Below are 22,567 nucleotides of genomic sequence, written 5' to 3' on the forward strand. Positions count from 1 at the left end.
CGAGCCTTTAGGGCTTCCAGAAACAGGGCGAAAATCACGCCTGTACACAAAATCTAGCTCTGCCAATCAGCCAAACATTTACGGATTTCACATAGAAACGCTCTATTCAATTCGTCGATGACGTTTTCACACAGCCTGGACCCAAAGCGGACGGTGAAAAGAACTTGTCTCGATTCGCTCCCCTTCAATGTCATCCGGTCTTGAGCGGAAGACTCGTTCGCACGACCGTCGTTTGCGAAGCGTCCTCAATGGCTTACCGAACCTCCGGGTTTCCAGCATCCTGGGCAAAAGTATGAGAGGCCGCCTCTATCCGCTCTTCGAGCTGGGAGATGTAAGCTTTAGCGTCCTCTAGGTTGGGGAACGAAACCGCCGTTCCACCAAGCCAGACCTTGCAGCCGCTTCCTTGCTCATTCGCTTCAATCATGATTTTCATCTGCAAACCTTTTGCTGTTAAGGCTGCGGAGGGTAGCGCATTTCTTAGATGATTAAAAATGTATCGGAGGCTCTACAGCAAGGGTTTCAAGGGGGGTGACGTTATTCTTTTAACTTCGCCAGATCTTTCTCAAGGTGGTCAAGCAGCGACGCCAGTTTCAACTCGGCATCGGCCAGTGCCTGTTCTGACGCGACTTGCCAGTAGGGTGCGATTTCGAGCAGATCAGGTTCAGACTCGGCCCGCAGGCACCATTGATAATGATCGTGCCATGAGCCGAGCGACGCCTGCACCGACTTCAGTTGCGCTCTGGATCTTGCCTTGAGCGGTGACAATGTTGGAAAAGCATCGGAGAGGTGTCTCGCGTTTTTCACGATGATTCTCAGTTCGTGCCGGTCAAAATGCTTGTCCCGAAGGCCCGTGATCAACTAATTGATTCTTTTCTTCAGAGCTTTCTGAATTTGTCTTTTGACATCAGCCAGCTCGCCGGCTCTCTCGGCAGTCCTGAACAACTCAGGCCATCGATCTAGTTCGGTAAACAGTTTGTCGAGCACTGGGCTACCGGCGATCTTCCGATATTGCTCTGTCAAGGTTGCACTTCGGCTCATCGCCTGGCGCGGATACCCCATTTTCTGCAGTTCACCAATGATGACCTCCAGATCTCTCGTAGGAGTAGTCGCTCTGCCGACTACCGCTGCAGCCTGGTTCAATTCTACAACCTCCGGCATGTTGCGCAGCGGTCGCAAAAAGCTGCGTATTTTCCGAACTGCAATCCTCAGAACATGCAGTGCCTCGCTGTCACTGTTGGCTTGCAGCCGAGCGCGTGAGTGATAGAGGGAGACTTCCAGGGAAATGATCTGAGCCACAAAATCGTCGACAAAAGACATCATCGTCCTCGCTTGTGAGTGGGTTCGCAGAGCGTAGCAGAGCGTAGCAGAGCGTAGCAGAGCAACTGTTCGTTGCAGCCAGTGCGCACGGGCACTGCAATATAAAATTCATCAAGCTGCCGCTGTGGATTCGCAGGAAATCGATAGACTGGAATCTTTTGCCGCAGGAATGGTGTTGATGCGTCGTGTTGTTTTCAATCAAAAAGGTGGGGTAGGCAAGTCGAGTATTGTGTGCAACCTGGCTGCTGCAAGCGCAATGGAAGGCTACCGGACGCTCGTTGTCGACCTGGACGCCCAAGCCAACTCCACGTATTACCTCACCGGCCTGACCGGGGATGACATCCCGGTGGGTATTGCGGACTTTTTCAAGCAAACGCTGTCTTCGGGGCCGGCAGCCAAAAAAAGCCGCGCTCAGATTGTTGAGACACCCTACGACAATCTTCACCTCATCACTGCCAGCGGCGAGCTTGCCGATTTGCAGCCCAAGCTGGAAGCGAAGTTCAAGATAAACAAGCTGCGCCGGCTGTTGGACGACATTTCCCAGGATTACGACCGGGTTTACATCGATACGCCTCCGGCGATGAACTTCTATACGTTCAGTGCACTCATCGCCGCGGATGCGGTTTTGATTCCATTTGATTGCGATACCTTTGCTCGCCAAGCGTTGTACCAGGTGCTGGCACAGGTGGTAGAGCTACAGGCTGACCACAATGAGTCACTGATCGTGGAAGGGATTGTCATCAATCACTATTTGAGCACCACGGGTTTTCACCGCAATCTGGTCGAAGAACTTATCAAGGAAGGGCTGCCGATTCTCCCGGTGTATCTCGGCAGTTCGGTCAAGATGCGTGAATCTCATGAGCAGTGCCGACCTTTGATTTATCTCGACAGGCATCACAAGCTGACAGGCCAGTTCGTTGATCTCTTGAATGTGTTGGAGGACGCAAATTGAATCAGCGCTGCTCAGTCTGACCTGACATCCGCGGTAAAGGTTACAAACTGCTCTGCGACGCGCATTCCAATGGCTGCTTCTGGCCGATTTCTGCCTGTCACGACTGTCGGAAATCAACTGTGGATTCAACCGGTCGATCCAACAGACTGGCTAAATCGTTCAGCGGGCGTTTCGTAGTTTAGTGTTTTCCGAGGGCGGCTATTTAGCTGCCTTCCCACTTCACAAAGGTGGCGCAAAATTCAAGGTGTGAACTTAGACTTTTGCTGTGAGGGGGCCGTGATGAAATTTTGTGGCATAGACCTGCTTCGAACACCAGTGTTGTGGTGGTTGCCGACCGGCTACATTCATCCGCCACAGGAATGACCGCCTCTATGTGTGACGACAGTTGTATCGCGGTCGGTGCCAGCACCTATGAATGAATGCTCATCTTGAAAATGCAATTGCAAATTTGTATCATTAGCTTTCAATTCAGCGAAGCAGGGAACGCAGCGCCAAAACAACAATAAGGTCAAGGCAATGCTCAAAATGCTTCTCGTATACGGTCATCTGCTCGCTACGTGTATTGCCCTGGGGAGGGTGTTGCAGGCGGATCACAAGCTTTGGAGTTGGCGCAAGGAAATACTGGACCAGGCGAGGCTTGAGTACCTTGATGAAACTCAGAGGATCGTCAGCCTCGCACTGCTGGCCCTTTGGGCAAGCGGACTGTTGCTGGTGCTTCAGGGTTATCTCAATGAAGGCGACGCGTATCTGCTCAATCAGAAACTCTGGGCCAAGGTGACTGTCGTCGCGCTGCTTAGCCTGAACGGTGCATTATTGCATCGAGTCGGCTTCCCGCTGCTGCAAAAGGCTCCATTCGTAGCACTGCGCAGTGCAGGCCGCACGCGGCTCGCCTTGTTGGGCGCGCTTTCCATGAGTGGTTGGCTATTCGCCGCTTTCCTGGGGGTGGCTCGAGCCTGGAATCACGTGTTGCCTTATCTGCATGTGATGGGCGCATTCGCCGCATTCTCGTTACTGGCTTGTTGCGTGGCACTTGCAGTCGCCGGTAGGGCGGGCAGTGTCGGTGCGCAAAAATCCTCGGTACCGGGGTAGCTATCAATAACGTGCAGCCGGTAGCCTGGAGTTTGTCGAGCCATGGTGGTCATTGTCCGCTGTTGCCACCGCCAGCGCTTGAACCAGCTCCCGTCCCGGCGCCGCTGCCACTCGAACCGCCCTTCTGGCCGAGACTGTGTAAAAACATCAGTTGGCCTCTACCCAAACTATTTGAGGGTTGCCGAAGCCGTAAGGCTTGGCTTTCTGAAGGGGGGCGGTTTATAAAACCACTGCACATCGCCCCTCGGGGGACACTCTCGCTGAAGGTATGCGAGCACCGCATCCGCGCTGATCAAGAACGATTTCACGAAGGCTAAAACTGTCGGAAACCATCCGCATGGGCTCCAACCTGTTTGTGACTTATCCCGGTTACTCGGACTATCGGCACATTCCGGTGGTCGGCAAGGGGGTTACGTTCCAGTTGCCAGGATCACCTGATCGCTGGGGAATGATGTGTGAGGCCGATCTAGAGGAGGTTTACCGCCGACGCTCACTCAGCTACAGCTTGATGAAGCCTTATCTCGCAACCATGACAGGGCTCTTTGCTTGCAACTTTACGGTCCGGCATTACAGCGGCTTGGCACAAGTACTAATCGATACCGTGGAGGTTGTGGGCGTGGTCTGCGCCACTGCGCTGTTCAATCGCCGCGCCAATCGCATGAAAGTGTTGGTGCACGACGGCGTGGGGATTTGGCTGGCAGCGCGGCGTTTGCACCAAGGGCGATTCTTTTGGCCTGGCGTACGGCATGGCTCCGAAGTTGAATTGGATGCCGAGCAACTTCAGGTTTTGGTACTCGGACTGCCTTGGCAGCGCGTCGGCACCGGAGGTGTCATCTCGGTGCTCTAAGTCCAGTCATGGCCTGCTTGCCAGCGCAATTGGCCCATCAGTCTGTCGCCGCCAACAGCCCTCTCTGGCAAAATCGGCGGCATGACTTCGCTTCCGAATCTCGACCAGCTAAGCCCCGAACAACTGCGCACCTTGGCGTCGCAGTTGATGCAGCGCGTCGAGACGATGGACAAGCAGATCAACCATCACAAGTCGGTCAACGAGAAGCTGGCCCACGAGATCGCACTGCTCAAGCGCTTCAAGTTAGCCAAGCGTAGCGAGCAGTTGAGCCCATGCCAAGCCAGCCTGCTCGACGATTTGATCGACACCAATATCGCCGCTATCGAAGCCGAGCTTGAGGCGCTGCAACCGGCAACAGTCGCAGCCAAAGTTCACCAGCAGCCCAAGCGCGCTGCGCTGCCGCCGCAGTTTCCTCGCACACTGATCCACCATGAGCCGGACAACAGCCACTGCCAATGCGGCTGTGCCCTCAAGCGTATCGGCGAAGATGCCAGTGAAAAACTTGATTACACGCCGGGCGTGTTCACCGTCGAGCGTCACATCCGTGGGAAATGGGCCTGCGAACAGTGCGAAACACTGATCCAGGCGCCGGTACCGGCGCATGTCATCGACAAAGGCATCCCGACGGCGGGCTTACTGGCGTACGTCATGGTGGCCAAGTTCGCCGACCATCTGCCGCTCTATCGTCAGGAAAAAATCTTCGGGCGCGCCGGCCTGGCAATCGTCCGCTCAACCCTAGCGCAATGGGTTAGTGCGTGCGGTGTGCAACTACAGCCGCTGGTGGATGCTCTGCGCGAAGCAGTACTCGTACAAGACGTGATCCACGCCGACGAAACGCCGGTACAGATGCTGACGCCGGGCGCAAAGAAGACCCACCGTGCCTACGTTTGGGCCTACGCCACCAGCCAGTTCTCCGATCTGGCAGCGGTCGTTTACGACTTCAGCCCGAGTCGTGCTGGCGAGCATGCCCGAAACTTCCTGGCAAACTGGAACGGCAAGCTGGTTTGCGACGACTTCGCCGGCTACAAGGCGGGCTTCGAACTGGGTGTCACCGAAATCGGCTGCATGGCCCATGCACGGCGTAAGTTCTTCGACTTGCATGCGACCAACAAGAGCCAAATCGCCGAAAAAGCGGCGTACCACATCGCGGCCTTGTACGAAGTTGAACGCGAAGTCCCCGAGCTGGAACCGGATGTCCGGCAACGAATACGGAAAGAAAAAGCAGCGCCGATCATCGACGCACTTCATACCTGGATGATCGCCAAAAGGCAGCTTGTGCTTGAAGGATCGGCTATCGACAAGGCATTGGATTACAGCCATCAAGCGATGGATAGCGCTGACGCGCTATCTCGATGACGGTGCAGTACCCATCGACAACAACTGGGTCGAGAACCAGATCCGGCCATGGGCACTTGGGCGCTCGAACTGGCTGTTTGCGGGCTCGTTACGAAGCGGCAAACGTGCGGCTGCGATCATGAGTTTGATCCAGTCGGCACGGCTCAATGGGCATGATCCGTATGCTTACTTGAAGGACGTTCTCACGCGCTTGCCGACACAGCGGTCGAGTGAAATTAGCGAACTGCTGCCGCATAAGTGGGCACGTATCTAACCACGCAAGGTGTGTTGGGTACCCGCCGAAGAGGCGCGGGCTACTCGCTGCGCACGCTCTCAGTGTCAGGTGTTCGTATGTACGGGGCGCTGTATGCGCAGCACCAACCGGTCGATCTGCGGCACCAGCAGATTGGCGGCTAGCACGGCGAAGCAGAGACCATCGGCATAAAGCCCGAATTCGCGAATCAATTCAGTCAGCGCGCCAATGGCCGCGCCGAAGAGGATGCGACCGGTGCGTGTATCGGGACTGGTGACCGGATCGGTGGCGATGAAGAAGGCGGTGAAGAGATAGCCACCGAGACTGAGGCTGTACAGGCTTTCCTGTAGGCTATGGCCGGCTGCCATGCACAGCAATACTGTACTCGCGAGCATCGCCAGCGGAATCTCGATTCGGATCACCCGCAGGACTGCCAGTAGCAAACCGCCGGCAATGTAGCCATACCCCGACAGATTGGGGGTGATCAGTGTGAACTGGTTCTTGGCCAACTGAGTGGCGCCGGCGAACGCATCGAGGTTAAGGCGTGGCGCCAGCTGCAACTGTTGTAGAAGAACCGCCTTGGCGTCCAGGGTGAGAGTCCAGGGGGCATAGTTCGAAGGCGCAGGGTACAATTGCTGGTAGAAGCAGATAGCGATGATCCCCAGGCCAACCATGGCGGGGTTGAGGCGGTTGCGACCCAGGCCTCCACTGCCGTGTTTACACAGTGCGAGCGCGGCAAAACTGGCCAGGGCGATCATCCACAGCGGCACCAGCAGCGGCAATGCCCGAGCCAGTATCAGGCCTAGCACCAGCCAGCTCAGGTCGCTCAAACCCTCGCGGACATTACGTCCGCGCAGGCGCAGCAGGCCGGCTTCGAAGCCCAGGGCGAGCAGCACGCACCAGAAGGCCTGCAACCAGACCACGATGCCAAATTGCCAGGCGTACAGGGCGGTGCCCGGCAGGAGACACAGGCTGACCAGCAGCATCATTGTGCGGAGTTGTCGGTGCGCGGTAGGACGGAGTATCAGGCTCATGCACGTAGCTCCGTCTTGCTCTGGCGGAAACGATCGCGCAGCGGCAGATTGCTCGGGCAGGTGCTGCTGCAGCTGCCGCATTCGATACAGGCATCCAATCGCAGTTCCTGCAGGCTGGCCTTGTCAAAGCGTTCGGCAGCAGCGTAGAGATCCAGCGGTCTAAGCGACATTGGGCAGACATCCACACAGCGCGTACAGCGAATGCAACTGCCTGCGGGCTGAGGTGCCGGCAAGTAGCGCTCGGCGCCGAATATCAGGCAACTACTGGTCTTGCTGATGACGGCACTGGGGGCCGGTAACGGCTGTCCCATCATCGGCCCGCCGACCTGGGTCAACTGGCCTTCGGGGGCCGCGCCAGCAACTGCGCGCAGTGCGCTGACCGGGTAACCCACCGGCACCAGGACATTCCCGGGGCGCTCGCAGTCCCCGGTCAGCGTCAGCACGCGTCTTACCAGTGGTTCGCCGTGGAAGATGGCCCGGCCCAGTGCGTAGAGCGTCGCGACATTCAGCGCCAGTACGCCGATATCGGCGGGCAGAGTCCCTGGCGCCAGGTTGCGGCCACTAAGGCTCTTGATCATCAACGGCTGCCCCCCTGCCGGGTAACGCGCCGGTAGCGGACATATCTCGACCCGGGTGCGCGCCTGGCGAGCGGCGGCGCGTAACGCGGCCATCGCCTCAGGTTTGTTGGTTTCGATACCGAAGCGGGTCAGGGTTATTCCCATCAGTGCGGCGACATAGTCAGCGGCCTCGATCAGCGCCTCGGCACGTTCGCGCATGAGACGGTCATCGCAGGTAAGGAAGGGCTCGCATTCGGCACCGTTGATCAGCAGAAGATCGGGCTGCTGGGCGCCGGCCAGCTTGAGGGCCGTCGGGAAACCCGCCCCACCAAGGCCGACTATGCCCATCTGCAATGCTCGTTCGACCAGCGTCTCGGGCGTTTGCGGTAGCCCCAGCACTGGGCGTTCGATCCACTCATCCAGACCATCTGCGTTCAGAATGACGGCCATGACCGGCTCGGCCGAGTCGGCCGCGAACGCGAGATCAATCCGTTCCACGATGCCGGAGGTGCTGGCATGCACCCAAGGGGTGTTGTCATCGCCAATACCGATCACCTCGCCCTTGCGCACATGCTGTCCCGGCTGCACGCAAGGCTGGACAGACCGGCGACCCCGCTCGAGCGGAATCGCCAGCTGTATGTTTCCGACCGCGACCGGGGCAACCGGCGTGGCGTTGGATAATTCTTTGTAGCCCCTGAGCTCGATCCCTCCGTGCCAACTACGCTGTGAGGGTGAGGCGATGGCCAGCAGGCTGCGCCAGAAGGGTTTCTGTTGCGGCTGACGCTGGGCGCGCACGCGGCTCTGCATGCGTTCGACGCTCTGCAACGAATGGCTAGACATTTTCTGTCCTCCAATTTTTGGGCAAAAAACACTCCTATGCGCTAATGCACATAATGGTTTTTTTGCTTCCGGGACGTTGAGCGGAAAGGGAGGGGGACAATTGATCACCCGCGGAACTCTGAGTGCCGAATGGAGGCTTTGTTCATTTTTTGATCAGATTTGCTGATGAACGGTTGGTCATCCCATGCGGGAGCGTGGGAACGATGTCAGGCAGTGATCGGGGCGGGTAGCGCCAACGTGCGGGGCGTGCCGGGCGCTATTTCCGGCAATGCAGCTTTACTCTTGTAAGCAGTGGTGCCCGCAGTTTGGGTAAAAAAGCGCGCCACGAAGGGGCAGCCGGGATCAGAGAGGTGTTGATTGATGCGCGTAAGCCTGCTGGTGATGCTGTTGACGTTGCTGTACGGCTGTGGCGAACGGATCGAGCGCGTTTCCGGACCGACCATGGGGAGCACTTATTCGATCCAGTATGTACGCACCTCGCAGACTCCCGACTCGCAGCGAGTAAAGGCCGAAGTCGAGATGATACTCGGGGCGCTCGACCAGCAGTTCTCCACCTGGCGCGGCGACTCCGTGGTTTCCGGCTTCAACGATCTGCCGGCCGGCGCCTGTCAGGCGTTGCCGGAAGATATGCGTCGCTTGCTGGCGTACGGTGAGTTTCTGTTCCGCGAGAGTGGCGGGGCTTTCGACCTGACGGTGCTGCCATTGATGAACCTCTGGGGCTTCGGTCCGCAGTCACGGGGGAAGCAGGTGCCGGATGCTAGCGCGCTGGCACGGGAGCGGGCACGGGTAGGGCACCAGCACTTGCGCCTGGAGGGCGAAAAGCTGTGCAAGGATGTGGCGGCGCAACTGGATTTCGACAGTATCGTTGCCGGCTATGCGGTGGATCGGGTCGGCGATAGGCTTTCGGCCCTGGGTATCCAGGCCTATCTGGTCGAGATCACCGGCGAACTCAAGGGGGTCGGCCGCAAGCCGGATGGCTCGCCCTGGCGCATCGCCCTCGAGGTGCCGAGCGGCGGGCACGAGCAGCAAGTGGAGCGCACCATTGCACTGGATGGCTACGGCGTTACCACCTCCGGCGATTACCGCAACTATTTCGAGGAAGGTGGCCAGCGCTATTCGCACACCTTCGATCCACGTGTCGGCAGGCCGGTAAAGCACGCGCTGGCGGCAGTGTCGGTGGTCGACCCTTCGGCGCTGCATGCCGATGGCTTGGATACGCTGTTGATGGTGCTCGGCCCGGAGGAGGGCTATGCCTTCGCCGAGCGGCATGACGTCGCCGCCTATTTCATCATGCACCAGGGGCTGGGTTTCGTTGCTCGGGCGACGCCGCGATTCGAGTCGTTGTTTCCCGGGCAGGGCAAGACGAAGCAGTAGTTGAAGGAAGCCTCGCCTACCGGTCGACCAAGCGCTAATGCGCAGCGCTTCGCGGAGCGACTAGGATGGTGTCCACTTGTATAGGTGGACACCATCTCTTAGCTTGGCGGGGGCAGTCCAGACGGGATGCCCGGACGGTTACCTTTGAAGACATTCATTGTGTATTCCAGTGATGCTGACACTCAATTCCAGCGATTGTGACCCGCCTGTGCTGGAGGTTCTGCCCCAGCCATTCCAGTGGTTGTGATCTACTCCGCTGGTGATGCTGGCCTGCCCCGAAAACAGGCAGGCACAGCGTAAGCGCTTGCGATCTCCTTCGCCGAAGATCACTATGTAGAGATAAAGTCATTATTGATTTGATCTCTACATAATGAAACTATTAGCCCTCATCCTTTCCTTGCCCACCGAGAACGCTACCGTTCGGCAGCGGGCTTGGCGCTCGTTGAAAGCCTCCGGTGCAGCGGTGCTGCGTGATGGTGTCTATCTGATGCCTGAGCGCGACGACTGCCTCGCCACTCTGGATGGTTTGGCCTCAGATGTGCGTGAGGCTGGCGGAGCAGCCCATGTGCTGCGTTTCGAAGAGCCTGAAGGTGCGAACTTTACCAGCCTGTTTGATCGCAGCGAGGACTACGCGACCGTACTGGCCGAGGTCATGCGGTCGCGGAACGCCCTGACCGCCGATACCGTGCAGGTCACGCTCAAGCAGGTACGCAAACTCCGCAAAGCTTTCGCCAGCTTGGTCGAAATCGACTTTTTCCCTGGCGAGGCACAGCGGCAAACGGATAAAGCCTTGCAAGAGCTGGAGCTAGCCTGCGCACGCGCATTGTCTCCGGATGAGCCGCATGCCATGGCCGGTGTCATCACACAGCTGCGTTCATCCGACTACCAGGGGCGCACCTGGGCGACACGACAGCGGCCGTGGGTAGATCGCTTGGCCAGTGCCTGGCTGATCCGCCGCTGCATCGATCCGCAGGCCAGGATTCTGTGGCTGGCCAGTCCTGAGGATTGCCCAAGCGATGCACTGGGCTTCGACTTCGACGGCGCGACCTTCAGTCATGTCGGCAGTCGCGTGACCTTCGAGGTACTGGCGGCAAGTTTTGGCCTGGAGCAACCCGCTATCGCACGGCTGGGCCTGCTGGTGCATTACCTCGACGTGGGCGGCGTACAACCGCCAGAGGCCGCAGGTATCGAGAGCGTGCTAGCCGGGCTGCGCGAAACCCTGACCCAAGACGATCAATTACTGACCGCCGCTTCCGCCATTTTTGACGGCTTGCTGGCCAGCTTCGACAAAGGAGTACCCTCGACTTGACGCAAACAGCCGCGCAGAACGCCGAAACACTGGCGCTACCGCCGCAGCCAGTCAGCTTCTGGCAAGCCTTCGCTTTCTGGCTCAAGTTGGGCTTCATAAGTTTCGGCGGCCCGGCCGGGCAGATCTCGATCATGCACCAGGAGCTGGTGGAACGTCGGCGCTGGATCTCCGAACGGCGCTTCTTGCATGCCCTCAACTACTGCATGCTGCTGCCCGGCCCGGAGGCCCAGCAGTTGGCTACCTATATCGGCTGGCTGATGCATCGCACCTGGGGTGGGGTGATTGCCGGTGTACTGTTCGTGCTGCCGTCGCTGTTCATCCTGATTGGCTTGTCCTGGCTCTATATCGCCTTCGGTGAAGTGCCAGTGGTGGCCGGGTTGTTCTATGGCATCAAGCCAGCAGTCACCGCCATCGTTGTGCAGGCCGCTCACCGCATCGGCTCGCGAGCGCTGAAGAGCAACTGGCTGTGGGCGATTGCCGCCGCGTCCTTTGTGGCGATCTTCGCCCTCAACCTGCCGTTTCCGCTGATCGTGTTGGGCGCGGCACTGATCGGATACTTTGGCGGGCGCTTCGCCCCAGAGAAATTCAGCATCGGTGGCGGACACGGCGCTGCCAAGCAGGCCTTTGGCCGAGCGCTGATCGATGACGATACCCCGACACCCGAGCATGCGCGCTTCCGTTGGCCGCACCTGGTGCTCCTGGTGGTGATCGGTGCAGCGCTATGGGCTTTGCCCATGGGGGTGTTGACGGCCTTGTTTGGCTGGGAAGGTACACTGACGCAGATGGGTTGGTTCTTTACCAAAGCAGCGCTACTAACTTTCGGCGGCGCCTATGCGGTACTGCCCTATGTCTACCAAGGCGCAGTCGGCCACTACGGCTGGCTGACACCGACGCAGATGATTGACGGCCTGGCCTTGGGTGAGACTACGCCGGGGCCGCTGATCATGGTGGTGGCCTTTGTCGGTTTCGTCGGTGCTTATGTACAGCAGGTATTCGGCGCTGATCAGGTGTTTCTGGCCGGTGCCGTTGCCGCCAGCCTGGTCACCTGGTTCACCTTCCTGCCGTCGTTTCTGTTCATCCTGGCAGGCGGCCCGTTGGTGGAGTCGACCCACAACGAACTGAAGTTCACCGCACCGCTGACGGGCATCACCGCCGCCGTGGTCGGGGTGATCCTCAACCTGGCGTTGTTCTTCGGCTATCACGTGCTCTGGCCGCAAGGCTTCAGCGGTCATTTCGAATGGCCGTCGGCGCTGATCGCACTGGCAGCGGCCGTTGCTTTGTTTCGCTTCAAGCGCGGCGTGATCCAAGTGCTTGTGGCCTGTGCGCTGGTCGGACTGGGTGTATACCTGCTGCAAAACTGAGGGGTGGAGGATGAGCCGAATCTCGATATGCGAACTGGCGGAATGGCAAGCTGCTGGCCGGACGTTCAGCCTGCTGGATGTACGCCGCACGAGCGTTCGGCTTGCCGATGCCAAAGAAATTTCCGGCGCACACTGGCGTGATCCCGAGGATGTATTCACCTGGAAGGATCAGGTTCCACGGGACAGACCGGTGATTCTCTATTGCGCCAAGGGGCATGAAATCAGCCAGGGTATTGCCGCCACACTGGAGGCCATGGGGCTGGATGCGCGCTACTTGATTGATGGTTTTGCTGGCTGGCACAGCGCTGGCCAGCCCACCCGGAGCCTATCCCGGTAGGCAGGAGGTGCTGTATGAAGTGGATCACCCGCGAACGCCCGAAGATTGATCGGATCGCCTGCCCTTGGCTGATCGTCCGTTTTATCGACACAGCGCCGGAGTTTCTCTATGCGCCGAGTGGCGATGTGCTGCGCCTGGCGCGAGAGGAAGGCGCTACGCCTTACGACATCCCCGGTGTCGAACTCACTCATGAAGGCGAGTTGTGTACCTTCGATGCGTTCTTGAAGAAGTACCAACTGGATGAGCTGGCCTTGCAGCAACTGGCGCAGATAGTGCGCGGTGCCGATACCTCAAGGCTCGATCTCACTCCTCAGTCGGCAGGGCTGTATGCCATCTCGCTGGGATTGTCGCAGACCTTCGCCGATGATCATGAAATGCTGCGCCATGGCCTGGTCATGTACGACGCCCTGTATGCCTGGTGCAAGGACTGCCAGGGCGAGTCGCATAACTGGCCGCCACAGATGTGAGGCGACTGCCAGACGCTACTGGCGAATGCTAACCGCCAACAGAGCTTCCACGCTCCACAGTAATGTTGCCGACCGTAGGGGTAGCCGCAGAATGACTGTATATGGACTCCTCCTCATTGCAAGCCCCTTTGCTTTGGCTCCCGCGATCATTACCAACGTTGGTCACCTCATGGGCAATGATCAGATGGTGTTTGTCGTCGACAGCTGTTTGTACGTTGTAGCCAACCGTTCCGGTGCCGCGGCCGCTCGTGGCAATTGAGCGTGCATCTGGGTCAGTGAGGGAGATCTGCTGGTCTGGACTTTCGTGGAGCTGCACCTCGATTTCCTTGAGTTTCTGCATCTGCTTTTTCAGTGTTTCTATCTTTTCTTTAAGCCGCTCTGCTTTGGCCTCGGCCACTTCGGGCGTTGCCCGATCCGCCGAATCCATCGCCGCCAGATAGCGATCAATGCTCTGCTCGATCTGCTGCATGCGTGCCTACACCTTGCCCTGAGTGAAGTTGCGGTCGCGATTATTGACGGCTTTGAATTTGCTGCCGTCGATGGCGATGATCGATTGGGAGAAGAGATTGAGGTTGCGGCAAAGAACTACGAACTGGCGGCATACGCTGCGAATGGCTTTGCCGTTGTCTTTGCGAAAGTCGGCAATGGTTTTGAAGTCCGGAGCCAAACGCCCCGTCAGCCACATCAACTCGACGTTGCGCTCGGCCTCACGCTCAGCGTCCGAGTCTCACCCTCAATGAATCGCTTCATGATCGCCCCCGATACGATCTAGACGATCTGAAGGTTAGACAATCACTGGCGTTTTCACACAGCCTGGACCCATAGCGGACGGTGGGTGGAACAATGGTAAATGGGTAGCTATGCTCGTCTGATGCCTCAATGGATCGAGCAGAATGGGCTTTCCGCCTAAGGTGTGTAGCACTTCAGCGGTTCACCCGACTGTCACAGTGTCCGGCCTCGTCAGGGGTAGGTGAGAGGACAAGGTATGTAATTCACACATACAGTTAGCCCACTGAAAAGGGACGGCTTAGCAATGTCGACAATAATCGAATCTACTGTTTTGTCACACTGTTCAATTTGCCAGGGCGGTATGCGGCGTTTATTTAAAACGAACGATTACCGGCGTCCGAATCACTCAGCGATTTATGCTGTCGTTTGGTGCATGCGTTGCATGTATGGAAAAATCGCTGCCGAATTTGTTCCAGAGCAAGTCGCTCGGTTCTACGATATTGAGTATTACACTCATGGCGCTCCTAGTACTTCAACGAACCCGCACAGCTTTTTAGAGCGTGTCCGTAACCATGCCGCTTGGCGATTCGACAAGGGCTGTGACTTTTCACCCGCAGAGGTCGGTCGGCCAGGGCGATTGCTTGATATCGGCTGTGGGAGCGGAAGCAATATGTCGAAACTGAAAGCTGCGGGATTTAACGTCGTTGGAGTAGATCCAGATCCCAATGCTCGCAATGTAGCCGCTCAGTTTGGTGCCGTTTATTCAGGGACAGCTGAGGCGCCACCTATAGAGGTTGGCGGCGAATACGATTACGTCCTTTTGTCCCACGTCCTTGAACACACCATTTCGCCCACAAAGGCGCTGGAGCGTGCTCACGGATTACTGTCCAAAGGAGGTAAGTTGATTGTTGAAGTTCCAAATTGTGAAGCTGCCGGGTTCAAAGAATTTGGACCCGCTTGGCCGTGGACGGATGTCCCTAGGCATATACATTTTTTTTCGCAGAATTCGCTCACGAAATTTCTTGAGGCGGCCGGATTTCAAATATCAACAGTGCTTTGGACTGGATTTACGCGACAATTTAGTTCGTCGTGGATACATGACATGGACGCTATCCATAAGGCGGTCCAGAATCCGGAATATTCAAGCTCGTGGTTGAAGAGACAAAGCTGGGGCCTTTTATTGCGAACCGCGATCGCGTCTTCGAACTACAAATACGATTCGGTTCGAATACATGCTTTAAAGGTTTAATGATCTCTGGATCGGAGACAGTAAAAAATCTCATAGAAAGTGTGCCTACGCAGCGGGCTAATAAGCCAATCAACCGGACTCCCAGCATGCTTACTCAGGCGTGATTGGACACTGACTAAAATTGGATAATGTCCGCTTTTGGCCGATAGCTGCCTGCGCGAAGGGCCGCAAACGACTCTGGATTCAAGTGGTCGCCGATAGCTCTCAAGGAGAGTCAATATTTGATGATCGATGCTTCTGCTAAGCTCGTGTCAATTCCGTTTCAACGAGATGACCGAATGGCATTCGTCGACAAGTTCGTTGCTGAGATACTGGCCCTTCAGGTTGCCCTGTATCACGCCCGTGCTCGGCTGGAGGCACGGACTGATAGCGAAGCTCTGCACGATCTCAGGATAGCCGTGAGGCGTATCAGGAGTTTGCTCCGACCGATGCGCTCCATGAGCCAGGTGGCGGCTCTGAACATCGCGGCAGCTGAAGTGGGAAGGCTGACTACGCCCGCTCGGGATCTGGAGGTGATGATTCAGGAACTGGAGGGCAGGGGTTTTCCTGCCCAGGTTCAGCTCAGAAAAGCGCGCTTGACGTCTAACTACTCCAGGATTCTAAAAAGCCCGGTCCTCAAGAACTTGTTCATTCAATTGGATGAATGGCCTTCCATCTTTCGATCAGTGGAAGTCAATGGCAGGCTAAAACACATCCAGCCTCAAATCGAAAAAAGCACTGAAAAAGCAGATTGATCGACTGCATGCTGCCGTGGATGACACTGAATGTAGTGGTCTAATGGAACCGAACACCCATTTAGGCAATGCTCGCCAGATAGAGGTGTCTGATCACCAAAAAACGTCGTTCCTTTAACCTTTAACCTTTAACCTTTAACCTTTAACCTTTAACCTTTAACCTCTAGCAAATATTTACTGGCGCTGGACAGCGCTAAGGAAGCATTGTGTCCGTCATCAATATCAATGAGTTTCCCGCCTTCTTTCGTGCCTACAACTGGTCGAACGCGAACCACAAGGCTAGAGGTTATCCGGGCGACAAGTATCCCACCTTCCCATGGATTAAGTCGTTAGAAGAGCGGGGCGGCTGGCTGGTTGAACAGACATTAATGACTGGTGCACCGACAGACTATGTCCGTGAGCTTCTCGCGTGGGGGGCCGGAAAGAACGATCCCCGGATGAGATTTGAGATAGGTCTGGGCAACGTGTCACTGCTGGGAATCTTCGCGCCGGTGGTGGCCAACATTGGTAATCCCAAAGCAGCGATCACTGCGGCGCTTCAGATCCCAGGTTGCGGGCTGACCTATGCGTCGAAACTGTTGCGGTTTCTGCAACCGGACATGCACGCAAGCCTTGATGGGCGCATACGCGAAGCAATGCTTAACGCCGGGTTGTTGAGCAGGATCTACGACAGTAATGAAAACTCAATGGTCCGAGGCTATGTCGCATTCCAGGCTTTTTGCGCTGAGTTGGTTGCGCAACTAGATGCGGCGAAGATTGCCCGGCCAGAATGCAGTCTGCCGGCAGCGCCAACACAGACAGGCTGGCGAGTGGCAGACGTAGAAATGGCGATGTTTGCCTGGGCCGACCGCTCGGGCTCAGGATCGGACGTCGAGAGCCAGACAACTACCGTTGAGTAAAAGCGCGGCCCGTACCTGGGCCGCCATCAGGGTGTCGCTCGCTCAAAGTCGTTTAGTGCTCAAAATACCCGCACCGCGCCGGCGGCGGTGGGCAGGAAAATCCATCCTTGTGTCACCGGCTTGCCCGACGCCATATGGATGGCCCTGGCATAAGCCTCGAGTTGGCCGATGTGTTCCTCGGCCAGTTCATCCCAGCGTGCGGCCGGTGACGGGTTCGATTTATGATCGATCAGTACCCAGCCTTCATGGGTGTCGAGCAGCAGGTCGATACGCCCATTCAGGACCTGGCCATTCTCTAACACTTGTTGTACCGGATATTCTGCCATTGCCCGTGACGCCGGCCATCGAGATCCAATCCAGTCGTGGAATGCACCGACTTGATCGTAGAGCTGCTGCGCATTCACCTGTTCGAGAAGGTCATGGGACGTCAGCAAACGACGAATGTCGTCCAGGACGATCGGCTGATCCTTGTCGGCGAATGATAGACAAAGACTAGCGTGGATCGCTGCACCCAAGATGCTCATCGTTGGGCTGCCCTGCAGTGCGATACGTGTCCCTATCTGGCATTTATCGCGGGGCGCTGAAAGAGTGCGAGATTCGCTATTGGAGGGCCGGAAGATCAGTGGCAGTTTCGGTTCGCTGGCCGGACTCGGTGCAAACCAGTGAAGTGCCTCATCGTTGCCAATTTCCGGAATCGGTAAACTCCCAGCTGAAAATTTTTGGGCGTTTGCGAGCAGCGTTGAACCGCTGGGTAACGTCAATTGATGTTCGCCATCCGCAAGTATCAACCAAGGCGCCTTGACGCAGTTGAACCATGGACCGCTCATTTTTTTTGCGGGAGACGCGATAACGAGCAGGTCGCGGGCACGTGTCATGCTGACGTAGAGCAGGCGCTTGGCCTCTTCTGTAGCCTCGTGCTTGAACATGATCCCTGCTTCAGAGTTCGCTATCTTCTCGGCTATCGGCACTTTTTGCTGTTTGCCAAGCGGCCATGGCCAGTAGCGGATGAACCGATCATTCAAGGGTCTGTGCGGGTCGAAAACGCTGTTTGAACGCGCAGAGACAGACCATAAGCGATCCCCGAAATCACGTGCCAAATCCATCAAGATGACCACGGGCCATTCCAGCCCTTTGCTGGCGTGATGGGTCATCACCTGCACAGCATCCAGAACCGGTACCGGTAGTGCGTCACTTTGGCTCTTCGCGATTTCGCCTAGCCAAAGAATCAGTCCGGAAATGGAGGCAGCGCCCAGCCCATTTCGACAAAGCTGTTCATACTCCTGGGCGAGATCGAGTAATGCATCAAGGTTAGCCAGGCGTTGTTGTGCTTGAGCCACAGAGGAGGACCAGGCAGTGACGAGGGAAAGGAGGTCGCATTCTGCGATGAGGCGTTGCAATGCTTCCTTGGGCGTTGTCAGCGCCAGGTCCGCACGCAACAAAGCGATAGAGGCGATCACCGGGTGGGCGGCGTGGTCTTCAAAATCCAGTTCACGCCACTGTGTCTGCGGATGCTCGGCATCCAGATAACGCAGTCGCTCAGAGACCCAGGTTTCTGGCTCCTCGGTACCGGTAAGTGAAACGATCTGGGCAGTGGCCAATGTATCGGCAGGATCATTCAAGCGACGCAAACATGCCAGCGCCAGGGTCGCCTCGGCGCTGGCCAATAATCCTGGCTGGGCTGTAGTGCAAGGGAGCCCGGCCTGGGCGAGGGCACTGGCTACTTTGGACACGTTGCTATTGGAGTAGCAAAGGACCGTGATGTCGCCACGGCGAACATTTCGAATGGATTTACTGACGTTATCGAATACGGGGTGACCTTGATCGATCAGGTGTTGGATACCTACCGCTAATGCCTCCATGTGCTGAACGACATCGCTACCGTCCAGGTTCCAGTTCGCGAACGCGGTTCCGGGCAGACAGTCCTTGCGAGTGGCTGAAAGTCGCACTTCGGGTGCAGCCAGATTGGGCTCGAATGCAGGCGCAAAAACGTCGTTGACCAGATCAACCAGTTCAGGCCGAGAACGCCAGGATTGAGTCAGGACCTCTTTTTCCCCACCGAGTTGTGGAAGCGACTTGAGGATGGCCTGCATCAAAGTGCTGTCACTGCCGCGAAAGCCATAAATGGCCTGTTTGATATCGCCCACCCAGTAAACCCGTTTAGCCAACTGCGATAATTTCAGGAAAATCGCCAGTTGCATCGGACTGGTGTCCTGGAATTCATCGACCATGACCAGATCCAGCTCTTCCTCCAATACCTGAACTACTGCAGGGTTATCCAGCAATTTAAGTAGTTCATGCTCCTGGTCTGCGAAATCGAGTACACCCAGCTCACGCTTGGCGTCGCCGTAGACCTTCACAACACGGATTGCCAGGCTAAACACCTGCTCCAGGTAGTCCTGGATGTCGTTGTGCAGGGATCGACTCTCGGCGAAGCGCGCAGCGGTTTCACTTATACGTTCCACCAAAGGCTTGAGCTTTGCTTGCGGTTCGGTCTTCGACAGCTTTGCCCAATCACTCCAGCGAGCGCTGTCCTGCCGCAGTGACCGCTGGAAATCCTTGAGCAATGAAATATAGGTGCGCGTGGTGCCAATGTCGCTATCGGCGGCTATCAGTTGAGCGAGCACATCGGGAATGGAGGAGAGCAGTTCATCCTTCAAGTCTGAGGATGTAGGTGCCGGAAAATGGGCGAGCAGTTCATCGGCATTACGTTGAGCAAAACCCTTGGCTGATTCGAGGTCGATGTCATTGGTGCGCAGCTGGCCGAGTATCTGACGCAGGTCGTCGAGCCAGTTGTGAGTTTTAAATTCTCCCGTTTGTTCGTTTATTTCCAGTCCCATACGACGAGCAACAGCGAGGAAACCGTCCAGCATTTCGCCGTTGAGTACACGATCGATGGCCTGGTTCAGCAGCACTTTTGCCTGGCTGTCTTCCAATACACGTTGTTGAGGCGGCATACCTGCCTCGAATGCAAACCTCTCCAGTAGCTGGCCGCAGAGGCTATTCACTGTGCCGATACGGGCCAGGCCCATTGCCGTAGCCAGGCCCGTGTTACCTTGCTTGAGCAGATGACCACGAACTCGCTCGCGCAACTCCGCTGCCGCCTTTCGGGTGAACGTGGTGGCGATGATGCCTGCCGGGGCGACATCACCACTGATCAGTTCCTGATGAAGGATCTCAGTGAGTCGGTGGGTTTTGCCACTGCCTGCGCCAGCGCTGATGAAGGTGATACGAGGTGGGCTCGACATGGTCATTGTTCCCACCCGGCCAGCGTCAGGTAAGAGTTATACGATTCTTTGAGGTATTCCATCGACATTGCTCCAGCGGGCGGGACGGATAATTCGTCCGCTTCGATATCCTTCAAGGCCACTTCAAATACCCCACCTGCAATCTGCGCCTGGCGCCATGCCCAAGTTTCTATAAAGCTCTGCCATAGCTCACGCGTGGTGCCTGGTGGGTTTGCAGGAATACACTCGGAGTCCGCGAATGCTCGGTCATCCGGCGTCAGAAGGAGGGCGGAGTCGAGTATGAAATACCCCACTGAAGGCATTGATCCAGTGGCCTGGCGCAGCAGCTCAGCATAGATCGCCAGTTGAAGATGACGATTGGTCCTGAGTTGATCAGGATAGGTCTTGCCTCCGGCCCACTTCATGTCGACGACCGCCTGATGACCGTCCGCTTTGGTGATGATCAGATCGGCCGATCCGGCCAGTACGCCCCCTGCAAACTGTCCTTCAAGCAGCGTTTCACAGATGACGCTTTGCACTGACGCAGCCAAAAAATGAGTCCGCAACTGCTCCAGTGCCCGTCGCACCCGGTGGCGAAAGGAAGCCAAGTCAGCGCCGCGGCCGTCCATCAACAGCAGCGCGCCTTCCTCTCGGATCACCTGGTCGAAGTGCACCGCGAACCAGGCTGAAAAATCGCTATCACTCTTGTTCAAGGCATCTTGTGAAACGAAAAAGCGCTCTGCTATTCGATGAGCCAGCTTTCCCTTCAGTTGAAAACTGTCGCCCAAGGTGAGGCTTTGCGAAGGACGAATGCGCGCTCCGTAATGCAACAGCCATTGATAAGGATTGAACAGAAGCAGATTCAAACTCGAGAAAGACGCGTTTTCCACAGTTGACAATGGCGTTCGGTCAGGCAGCTTCCACCAGCGTTTGCGCAATGGCAGAGGGGCCAGCCGATGAGGCTGGAACAAGGGGCCTGGGGCAATCAGTAGTTCTTCCAGTGCCTTGACTTTGGGATGATCGACCAGCGTTTCCACCATCTGCCATAAAGGGTGGGGTTCTTCGCTCTGTCTCCCGAGTACCAGCACCAACTGGCGGTCCGCCGCCATGAGTGGGCGCAGCCAGTCCTGGGTGGCTTGGGCAAGCAGAGTCGTGCCCGTTGGCACGGCCACACCCATTTGCTCAAGTTGATTGAGTTCTGCGTTGGACCATACCGAATGGCCAGTAAGAACCGGCATCGTCATGTTCCACCACACCACGGTGTCCGCGTGCTCGATAGCCGCTGCGGGTCGTGAGATCGCCAGTTGCGCCCCCACTTGCGCCGCCAGTAAAGGGTTATCGTCTCCAGCCTCGGTAGCCTGTTCCACCATTTGCTGCAACTGGCGTGGGCGCAGTAGATGCACGCCCTGGGCGACTAAGGTTTCAAGCGCCTGTTCCACGGCTGCGCACTGTGCGTAACCTGCACGAGCCGCGAGATGGTGTGACGCTTGGGCGTGCCCCATTCGCCCTTGGAAGAAGTTGCTCAGTCGTTGGACTCGCCGCAGCACGTCGTCCAAGGGGGCTCCCTGGTCTTTGCTGTAGGTCGGGCACTTTATCCAGGCGGTTATGGACTCCAGAACCTGCGAGGCTTCTTCACCATAGTGCTGGCTGAGGCTGTCCAGGACGTCTTCCCAGAGAACGCCCTCAACCCCAGGTGACGTGGCAATCTTGGCCGCCAGCTTGCGACGCGCATGAGTACGAATCGGGCATATTGAGTGCGTGAGAAATTGCAGTAGGGATGGGTAGTTCAGAGGCGCCCAGAGGAGCTCCAATGCCAGTGGCAACACCTGGAACGCGGGGCGCAATGTGCTTGCGCTATCGAGCCCCTGGCGAGCTCGGCTGGCGCCAACCATGTGCGCATCAAGGCAATCACCTTCCTGGCTAGAAACCAGCAGTAATGACTCGATGTCCTTAAATGAGCGGCTGAGCCAACTGGCCGCGAGGGCGCGGCTTTGTGCCTGTACAACGTGTACTGTGCCGTCGTCTTGCCAGATAAACGGTTCAACCTGTTCGCCAGCAAAACTTCGTTGAAGCTGTGCTTGTAACTGTCCTAAAAAGCCTTTCGCGCGCCCCGCAGTTCGTTCGATGGCTGCATAGGGAAGACATTGGAGCACGGCTTGCCAGGCGCGCGGGTACGTTTGCCAGTCATCCGCCAACAGGATGTTTTCAATGGGCGTGCGACGCGTCTGCAAAGCTTGCGTTATGCATCGCAGTCGCTCACCTACCGAGGGCGCGACACAGTGCTTGGCTCGCTGTTCCACATGGGCGAGATCACTGATTCGTGCACTTGCATGGGGCGAGTCATTGCCATCCCAGCCGTGTAGATATAAATCGTCACGCCACGAGAGAAGCTCGGCAGCCACGCCCAATTCATCGGCCAGGAAACTGGCGAGGTAGAAGTGTTTGTTATCGCCACCGTGCGCAAGGCAATCTCGATACGCTGCTGCTCGCTGGACGGCACAAGGCTGTGGCGCAACCAGCCCAAGCTGTGTTTCGAGAATTTCCAGCAACCCCTGCGGACCCACCGTCACAGATCCAAGTCGATTACCAGGCCGTATCGACCGCTGGCCATCGAGTTGCATACCAAATGTAATCTGCATTCCAGACACGTTTACGCTCCC

At 57.1% G+C, this 22,567-nt stretch carries 17 protein-coding genes and 3 pseudogenes; 12 read left to right on the forward strand and 8 right to left on the reverse strand.

Annotated features, from left to right (window positions below; all coding sequences use genetic code 11):
- Positions 1-253 precede the first annotated feature (253 nt).
- The 3 genes from ACYZTL_RS00850 to ACYZTL_RS00860 all read right to left on the reverse strand — a co-directional run bounded on the left by ACYZTL_RS00850 (position 254) and on the right by ACYZTL_RS00860 (position 1,317).
- Positions 254-433 carry a hypothetical protein gene (locus ACYZTL_RS00850; protein WP_461950152.1) on the reverse strand — a complete coding sequence of 60 codons (180 nt, stop codon included), beginning with the start codon at positions 431-433 and terminating at the stop codon, positions 254-256.
- 101 nt (positions 434-534) lie between these two features.
- Positions 535-858, reverse strand: coding sequence for a hypothetical protein (locus ACYZTL_RS00855; RefSeq protein ID WP_461950153.1), 324 nt, complete (start codon positions 856-858; stop codon positions 535-537).
- On the reverse strand, positions 859-1,317 hold the full coding sequence (locus tag ACYZTL_RS00860; RefSeq protein WP_461950154.1) for a CHAD domain-containing protein: 459 nt from the start codon (positions 1,315-1,317) through the stop codon (positions 859-861). It lies immediately after the preceding gene.
- Between the two features lie 178 nt (positions 1,318-1,495).
- Here ACYZTL_RS00860 and ACYZTL_RS00865 point away from each other — a divergent pair, with 178 nt between their 5' ends.
- From ACYZTL_RS00865 to tnpC, 4 genes and pseudogenes are all read left to right on the forward strand, one after another.
- On the forward strand, positions 1,496-2,269 hold the full coding sequence (locus tag ACYZTL_RS00865) for a ParA family protein (RefSeq protein WP_461950155.1): 774 nt from the start codon (positions 1,496-1,498) through the stop codon (positions 2,267-2,269).
- Positions 2,270-2,785: 516 nt separating this feature from the next.
- Positions 2,786-3,358 carry a hypothetical protein gene (locus tag ACYZTL_RS00870; protein ID WP_461950156.1) on the forward strand — a complete coding sequence of 191 codons (573 nt, stop codon included), beginning with the start codon at positions 2,786-2,788 and terminating at the stop codon, positions 3,356-3,358.
- A 325-nt stretch (positions 3,359-3,683) separates the two neighbouring features.
- Positions 3,684-4,205 (forward strand): annotated as a pseudogene (gene tnpB, locus ACYZTL_RS00875) (IS66 family insertion sequence element accessory protein TnpB); the annotation flags it as partial.
- Between the two features lie 81 nt (positions 4,206-4,286).
- Positions 4,287-5,814, forward strand: a pseudogene (gene tnpC, locus ACYZTL_RS00880) (IS66 family transposase).
- Positions 5,815-5,879: 65 nt separating this feature from the next.
- Here tnpC and ACYZTL_RS00885 read toward each other — a convergent pair.
- Both ACYZTL_RS00885 and rsxC read right to left on the reverse strand, forming a co-directional pair.
- Positions 5,880-6,827: an RnfABCDGE type electron transport complex subunit D gene (locus ACYZTL_RS00885; RefSeq protein WP_461950157.1), complete on the reverse strand. Its 948-nt coding sequence runs from the start codon at positions 6,825-6,827 to the stop codon at positions 5,880-5,882.
- Positions 6,824-8,224, reverse strand: a complete 1,401-nt coding sequence (gene rsxC, locus ACYZTL_RS00890; RefSeq protein ID WP_461950158.1) for an electron transport complex subunit RsxC — start codon at positions 8,222-8,224, stop codon at positions 6,824-6,826. Before rsxC ends, ACYZTL_RS00885 begins: the two co-directional genes overlap by 4 nt.
- A gap of 360 nt (positions 8,225-8,584) precedes the next feature.
- Between rsxC and ACYZTL_RS00895 the strand changes: the two genes are divergently transcribed.
- The 5 genes from ACYZTL_RS00895 to ACYZTL_RS00915 all read left to right on the forward strand — a co-directional run bounded on the left by ACYZTL_RS00895 (position 8,585) and on the right by ACYZTL_RS00915 (position 13,072).
- Positions 8,585-9,598, forward strand: a complete 1,014-nt coding sequence (locus ACYZTL_RS00895) for an FAD:protein FMN transferase (RefSeq protein WP_461950159.1) — start codon at positions 8,585-8,587, stop codon at positions 9,596-9,598.
- A gap of 367 nt (positions 9,599-9,965) precedes the next feature.
- Positions 9,966-10,907, forward strand: a complete 942-nt coding sequence (locus tag ACYZTL_RS00900) for a chromate resistance protein ChrB domain-containing protein (RefSeq protein ID WP_461954230.1) — start codon at positions 9,966-9,968, stop codon at positions 10,905-10,907.
- Between the two features lie 29 nt (positions 10,908-10,936).
- Positions 10,937-12,268, forward strand: coding sequence for a chromate efflux transporter (gene chrA, locus ACYZTL_RS00905; RefSeq protein ID WP_461954231.1), 1,332 nt, complete (start codon positions 10,937-10,939; stop codon positions 12,266-12,268).
- A 10-nt stretch (positions 12,269-12,278) separates the two neighbouring features.
- Complete coding sequence (locus ACYZTL_RS00910; RefSeq protein WP_461950160.1) at positions 12,279-12,605, forward strand: rhodanese-like domain-containing protein; 327 nt, start codon at positions 12,279-12,281, stop codon at positions 12,603-12,605.
- 14 nt (positions 12,606-12,619) lie between these two features.
- Complete coding sequence (locus ACYZTL_RS00915; RefSeq protein WP_461950161.1) at positions 12,620-13,072, forward strand: chromate resistance protein ChrB domain-containing protein; 453 nt, start codon at positions 12,620-12,622, stop codon at positions 13,070-13,072.
- Positions 13,073-13,172: 100 nt separating this feature from the next.
- Here ACYZTL_RS00915 and ACYZTL_RS00920 read toward each other — a convergent pair.
- Positions 13,173-13,787, reverse strand: a pseudogene (locus ACYZTL_RS00920) (transposase); the annotation flags it as partial.
- Between the two features lie 456 nt (positions 13,788-14,243).
- On the opposite strand from ACYZTL_RS00920, the gene ACYZTL_RS00925 reads away from it, so the two are divergent.
- The 3 genes from ACYZTL_RS00925 (at position 14,244) to ACYZTL_RS00935 (ending at position 16,683) form a co-directional block, all read left to right on the forward strand.
- The gene (locus ACYZTL_RS00925; RefSeq protein ID WP_461950162.1) at positions 14,244-15,050 is read left to right on the forward strand and encodes a class I SAM-dependent methyltransferase; all 807 of its coding nucleotides are present in this window, start codon (positions 14,244-14,246) and stop codon (positions 15,048-15,050) included.
- A gap of 224 nt (positions 15,051-15,274) precedes the next feature.
- Positions 15,275-15,784 carry a CHAD domain-containing protein gene (locus ACYZTL_RS00930; RefSeq protein WP_461950163.1) on the forward strand — a complete coding sequence of 170 codons (510 nt, stop codon included), beginning with the start codon at positions 15,275-15,277 and terminating at the stop codon, positions 15,782-15,784.
- Between the two features lie 206 nt (positions 15,785-15,990).
- On the forward strand, positions 15,991-16,683 hold the full coding sequence (locus ACYZTL_RS00935; RefSeq protein ID WP_461950164.1) for a hypothetical protein: 693 nt from the start codon (positions 15,991-15,993) through the stop codon (positions 16,681-16,683).
- Between the two features lie 59 nt (positions 16,684-16,742).
- Here ACYZTL_RS00935 and ACYZTL_RS00940 read toward each other — a convergent pair whose 3' ends face one another.
- Together ACYZTL_RS00940 and ACYZTL_RS00945 are read right to left on the reverse strand one after the other, a co-directional pair.
- Positions 16,743-19,934 (reverse strand): UvrD-helicase domain-containing protein, encoded by a 3,192-nt coding sequence (locus ACYZTL_RS00940; protein ID WP_461950165.1) that lies wholly within the window; start codon positions 19,932-19,934, stop codon positions 16,743-16,745.
- Complete coding sequence (locus ACYZTL_RS00945; RefSeq protein ID WP_461954232.1) at positions 19,931-22,546, reverse strand: PD-(D/E)XK nuclease family protein; 2,616 nt, start codon at positions 22,544-22,546, stop codon at positions 19,931-19,933. The genes ACYZTL_RS00940 and ACYZTL_RS00945 overlap by 4 nt, the downstream gene beginning before the upstream one ends.
- Positions 22,547-22,567 lie beyond the last annotated feature (21 nt).

The sequence above is a fragment of the Pseudomonas sp. LB3P81 genome (genome assembly GCF_054897965.1).

What these genes read in the sequence shown, in the direction of transcription:
- ACYZTL_RS00895 (WP_461950159.1), top strand. Translation starts at nt 8,585, where the DNA reads ATGCGCGTAAGCCTGCTGGTGATGCTGTTGACGTTGCTGTACGGCTGT.
- ACYZTL_RS00885 (WP_461950157.1), bottom strand. Translation starts at nt 6,827, where the DNA reads ATGAGCCTGATACTCCGTCCTACCGCGCACCGACAACTCCGCACAATG.
- ACYZTL_RS00870 (WP_461950156.1), top strand. Translation starts at nt 2,786, where the DNA reads ATGCTCAAAATGCTTCTCGTATACGGTCATCTGCTCGCTACGTGTATT.
- ACYZTL_RS00945 (WP_461954232.1), bottom strand. Translation starts at nt 22,546, where the DNA reads ATGCAGATTACATTTGGTATGCAACTCGATGGCCAGCGGTCGATACGG.
- ACYZTL_RS00860 (WP_461950154.1), bottom strand. Translation starts at nt 1,317, where the DNA reads ATGTCTTTTGTCGACGATTTTGTGGCTCAGATCATTTCCCTGGAAGTC.
- ACYZTL_RS00930 (WP_461950163.1), top strand. Translation starts at nt 15,275, where the DNA reads ATGATCGATGCTTCTGCTAAGCTCGTGTCAATTCCGTTTCAACGAGAT.
- ACYZTL_RS00915 (WP_461950161.1), top strand. Translation starts at nt 12,620, where the DNA reads ATGAAGTGGATCACCCGCGAACGCCCGAAGATTGATCGGATCGCCTGC.
- rsxC (WP_461950158.1), bottom strand. Translation starts at nt 8,224, where the DNA reads ATGTCTAGCCATTCGTTGCAGAGCGTCGAACGCATGCAGAGCCGCGTG.
- ACYZTL_RS00850 (WP_461950152.1), bottom strand. Translation starts at nt 433, where the DNA reads ATGAAAATCATGATTGAAGCGAATGAGCAAGGAAGCGGCTGCAAGGTC.
- ACYZTL_RS00940 (WP_461950165.1), bottom strand. Translation starts at nt 19,934, where the DNA reads ATGACCATGTCGAGCCCACCTCGTATCACCTTCATCAGCGCTGGCGCA.
- ACYZTL_RS00910 (WP_461950160.1), top strand. Translation starts at nt 12,279, where the DNA reads ATGAGCCGAATCTCGATATGCGAACTGGCGGAATGGCAAGCTGCTGGC.
- ACYZTL_RS00865 (WP_461950155.1), top strand. Translation starts at nt 1,496, where the DNA reads ATGCGTCGTGTTGTTTTCAATCAAAAAGGTGGGGTAGGCAAGTCGAGT.
- ACYZTL_RS00925 (WP_461950162.1), top strand. Translation starts at nt 14,244, where the DNA reads ATGTATGGAAAAATCGCTGCCGAATTTGTTCCAGAGCAAGTCGCTCGG.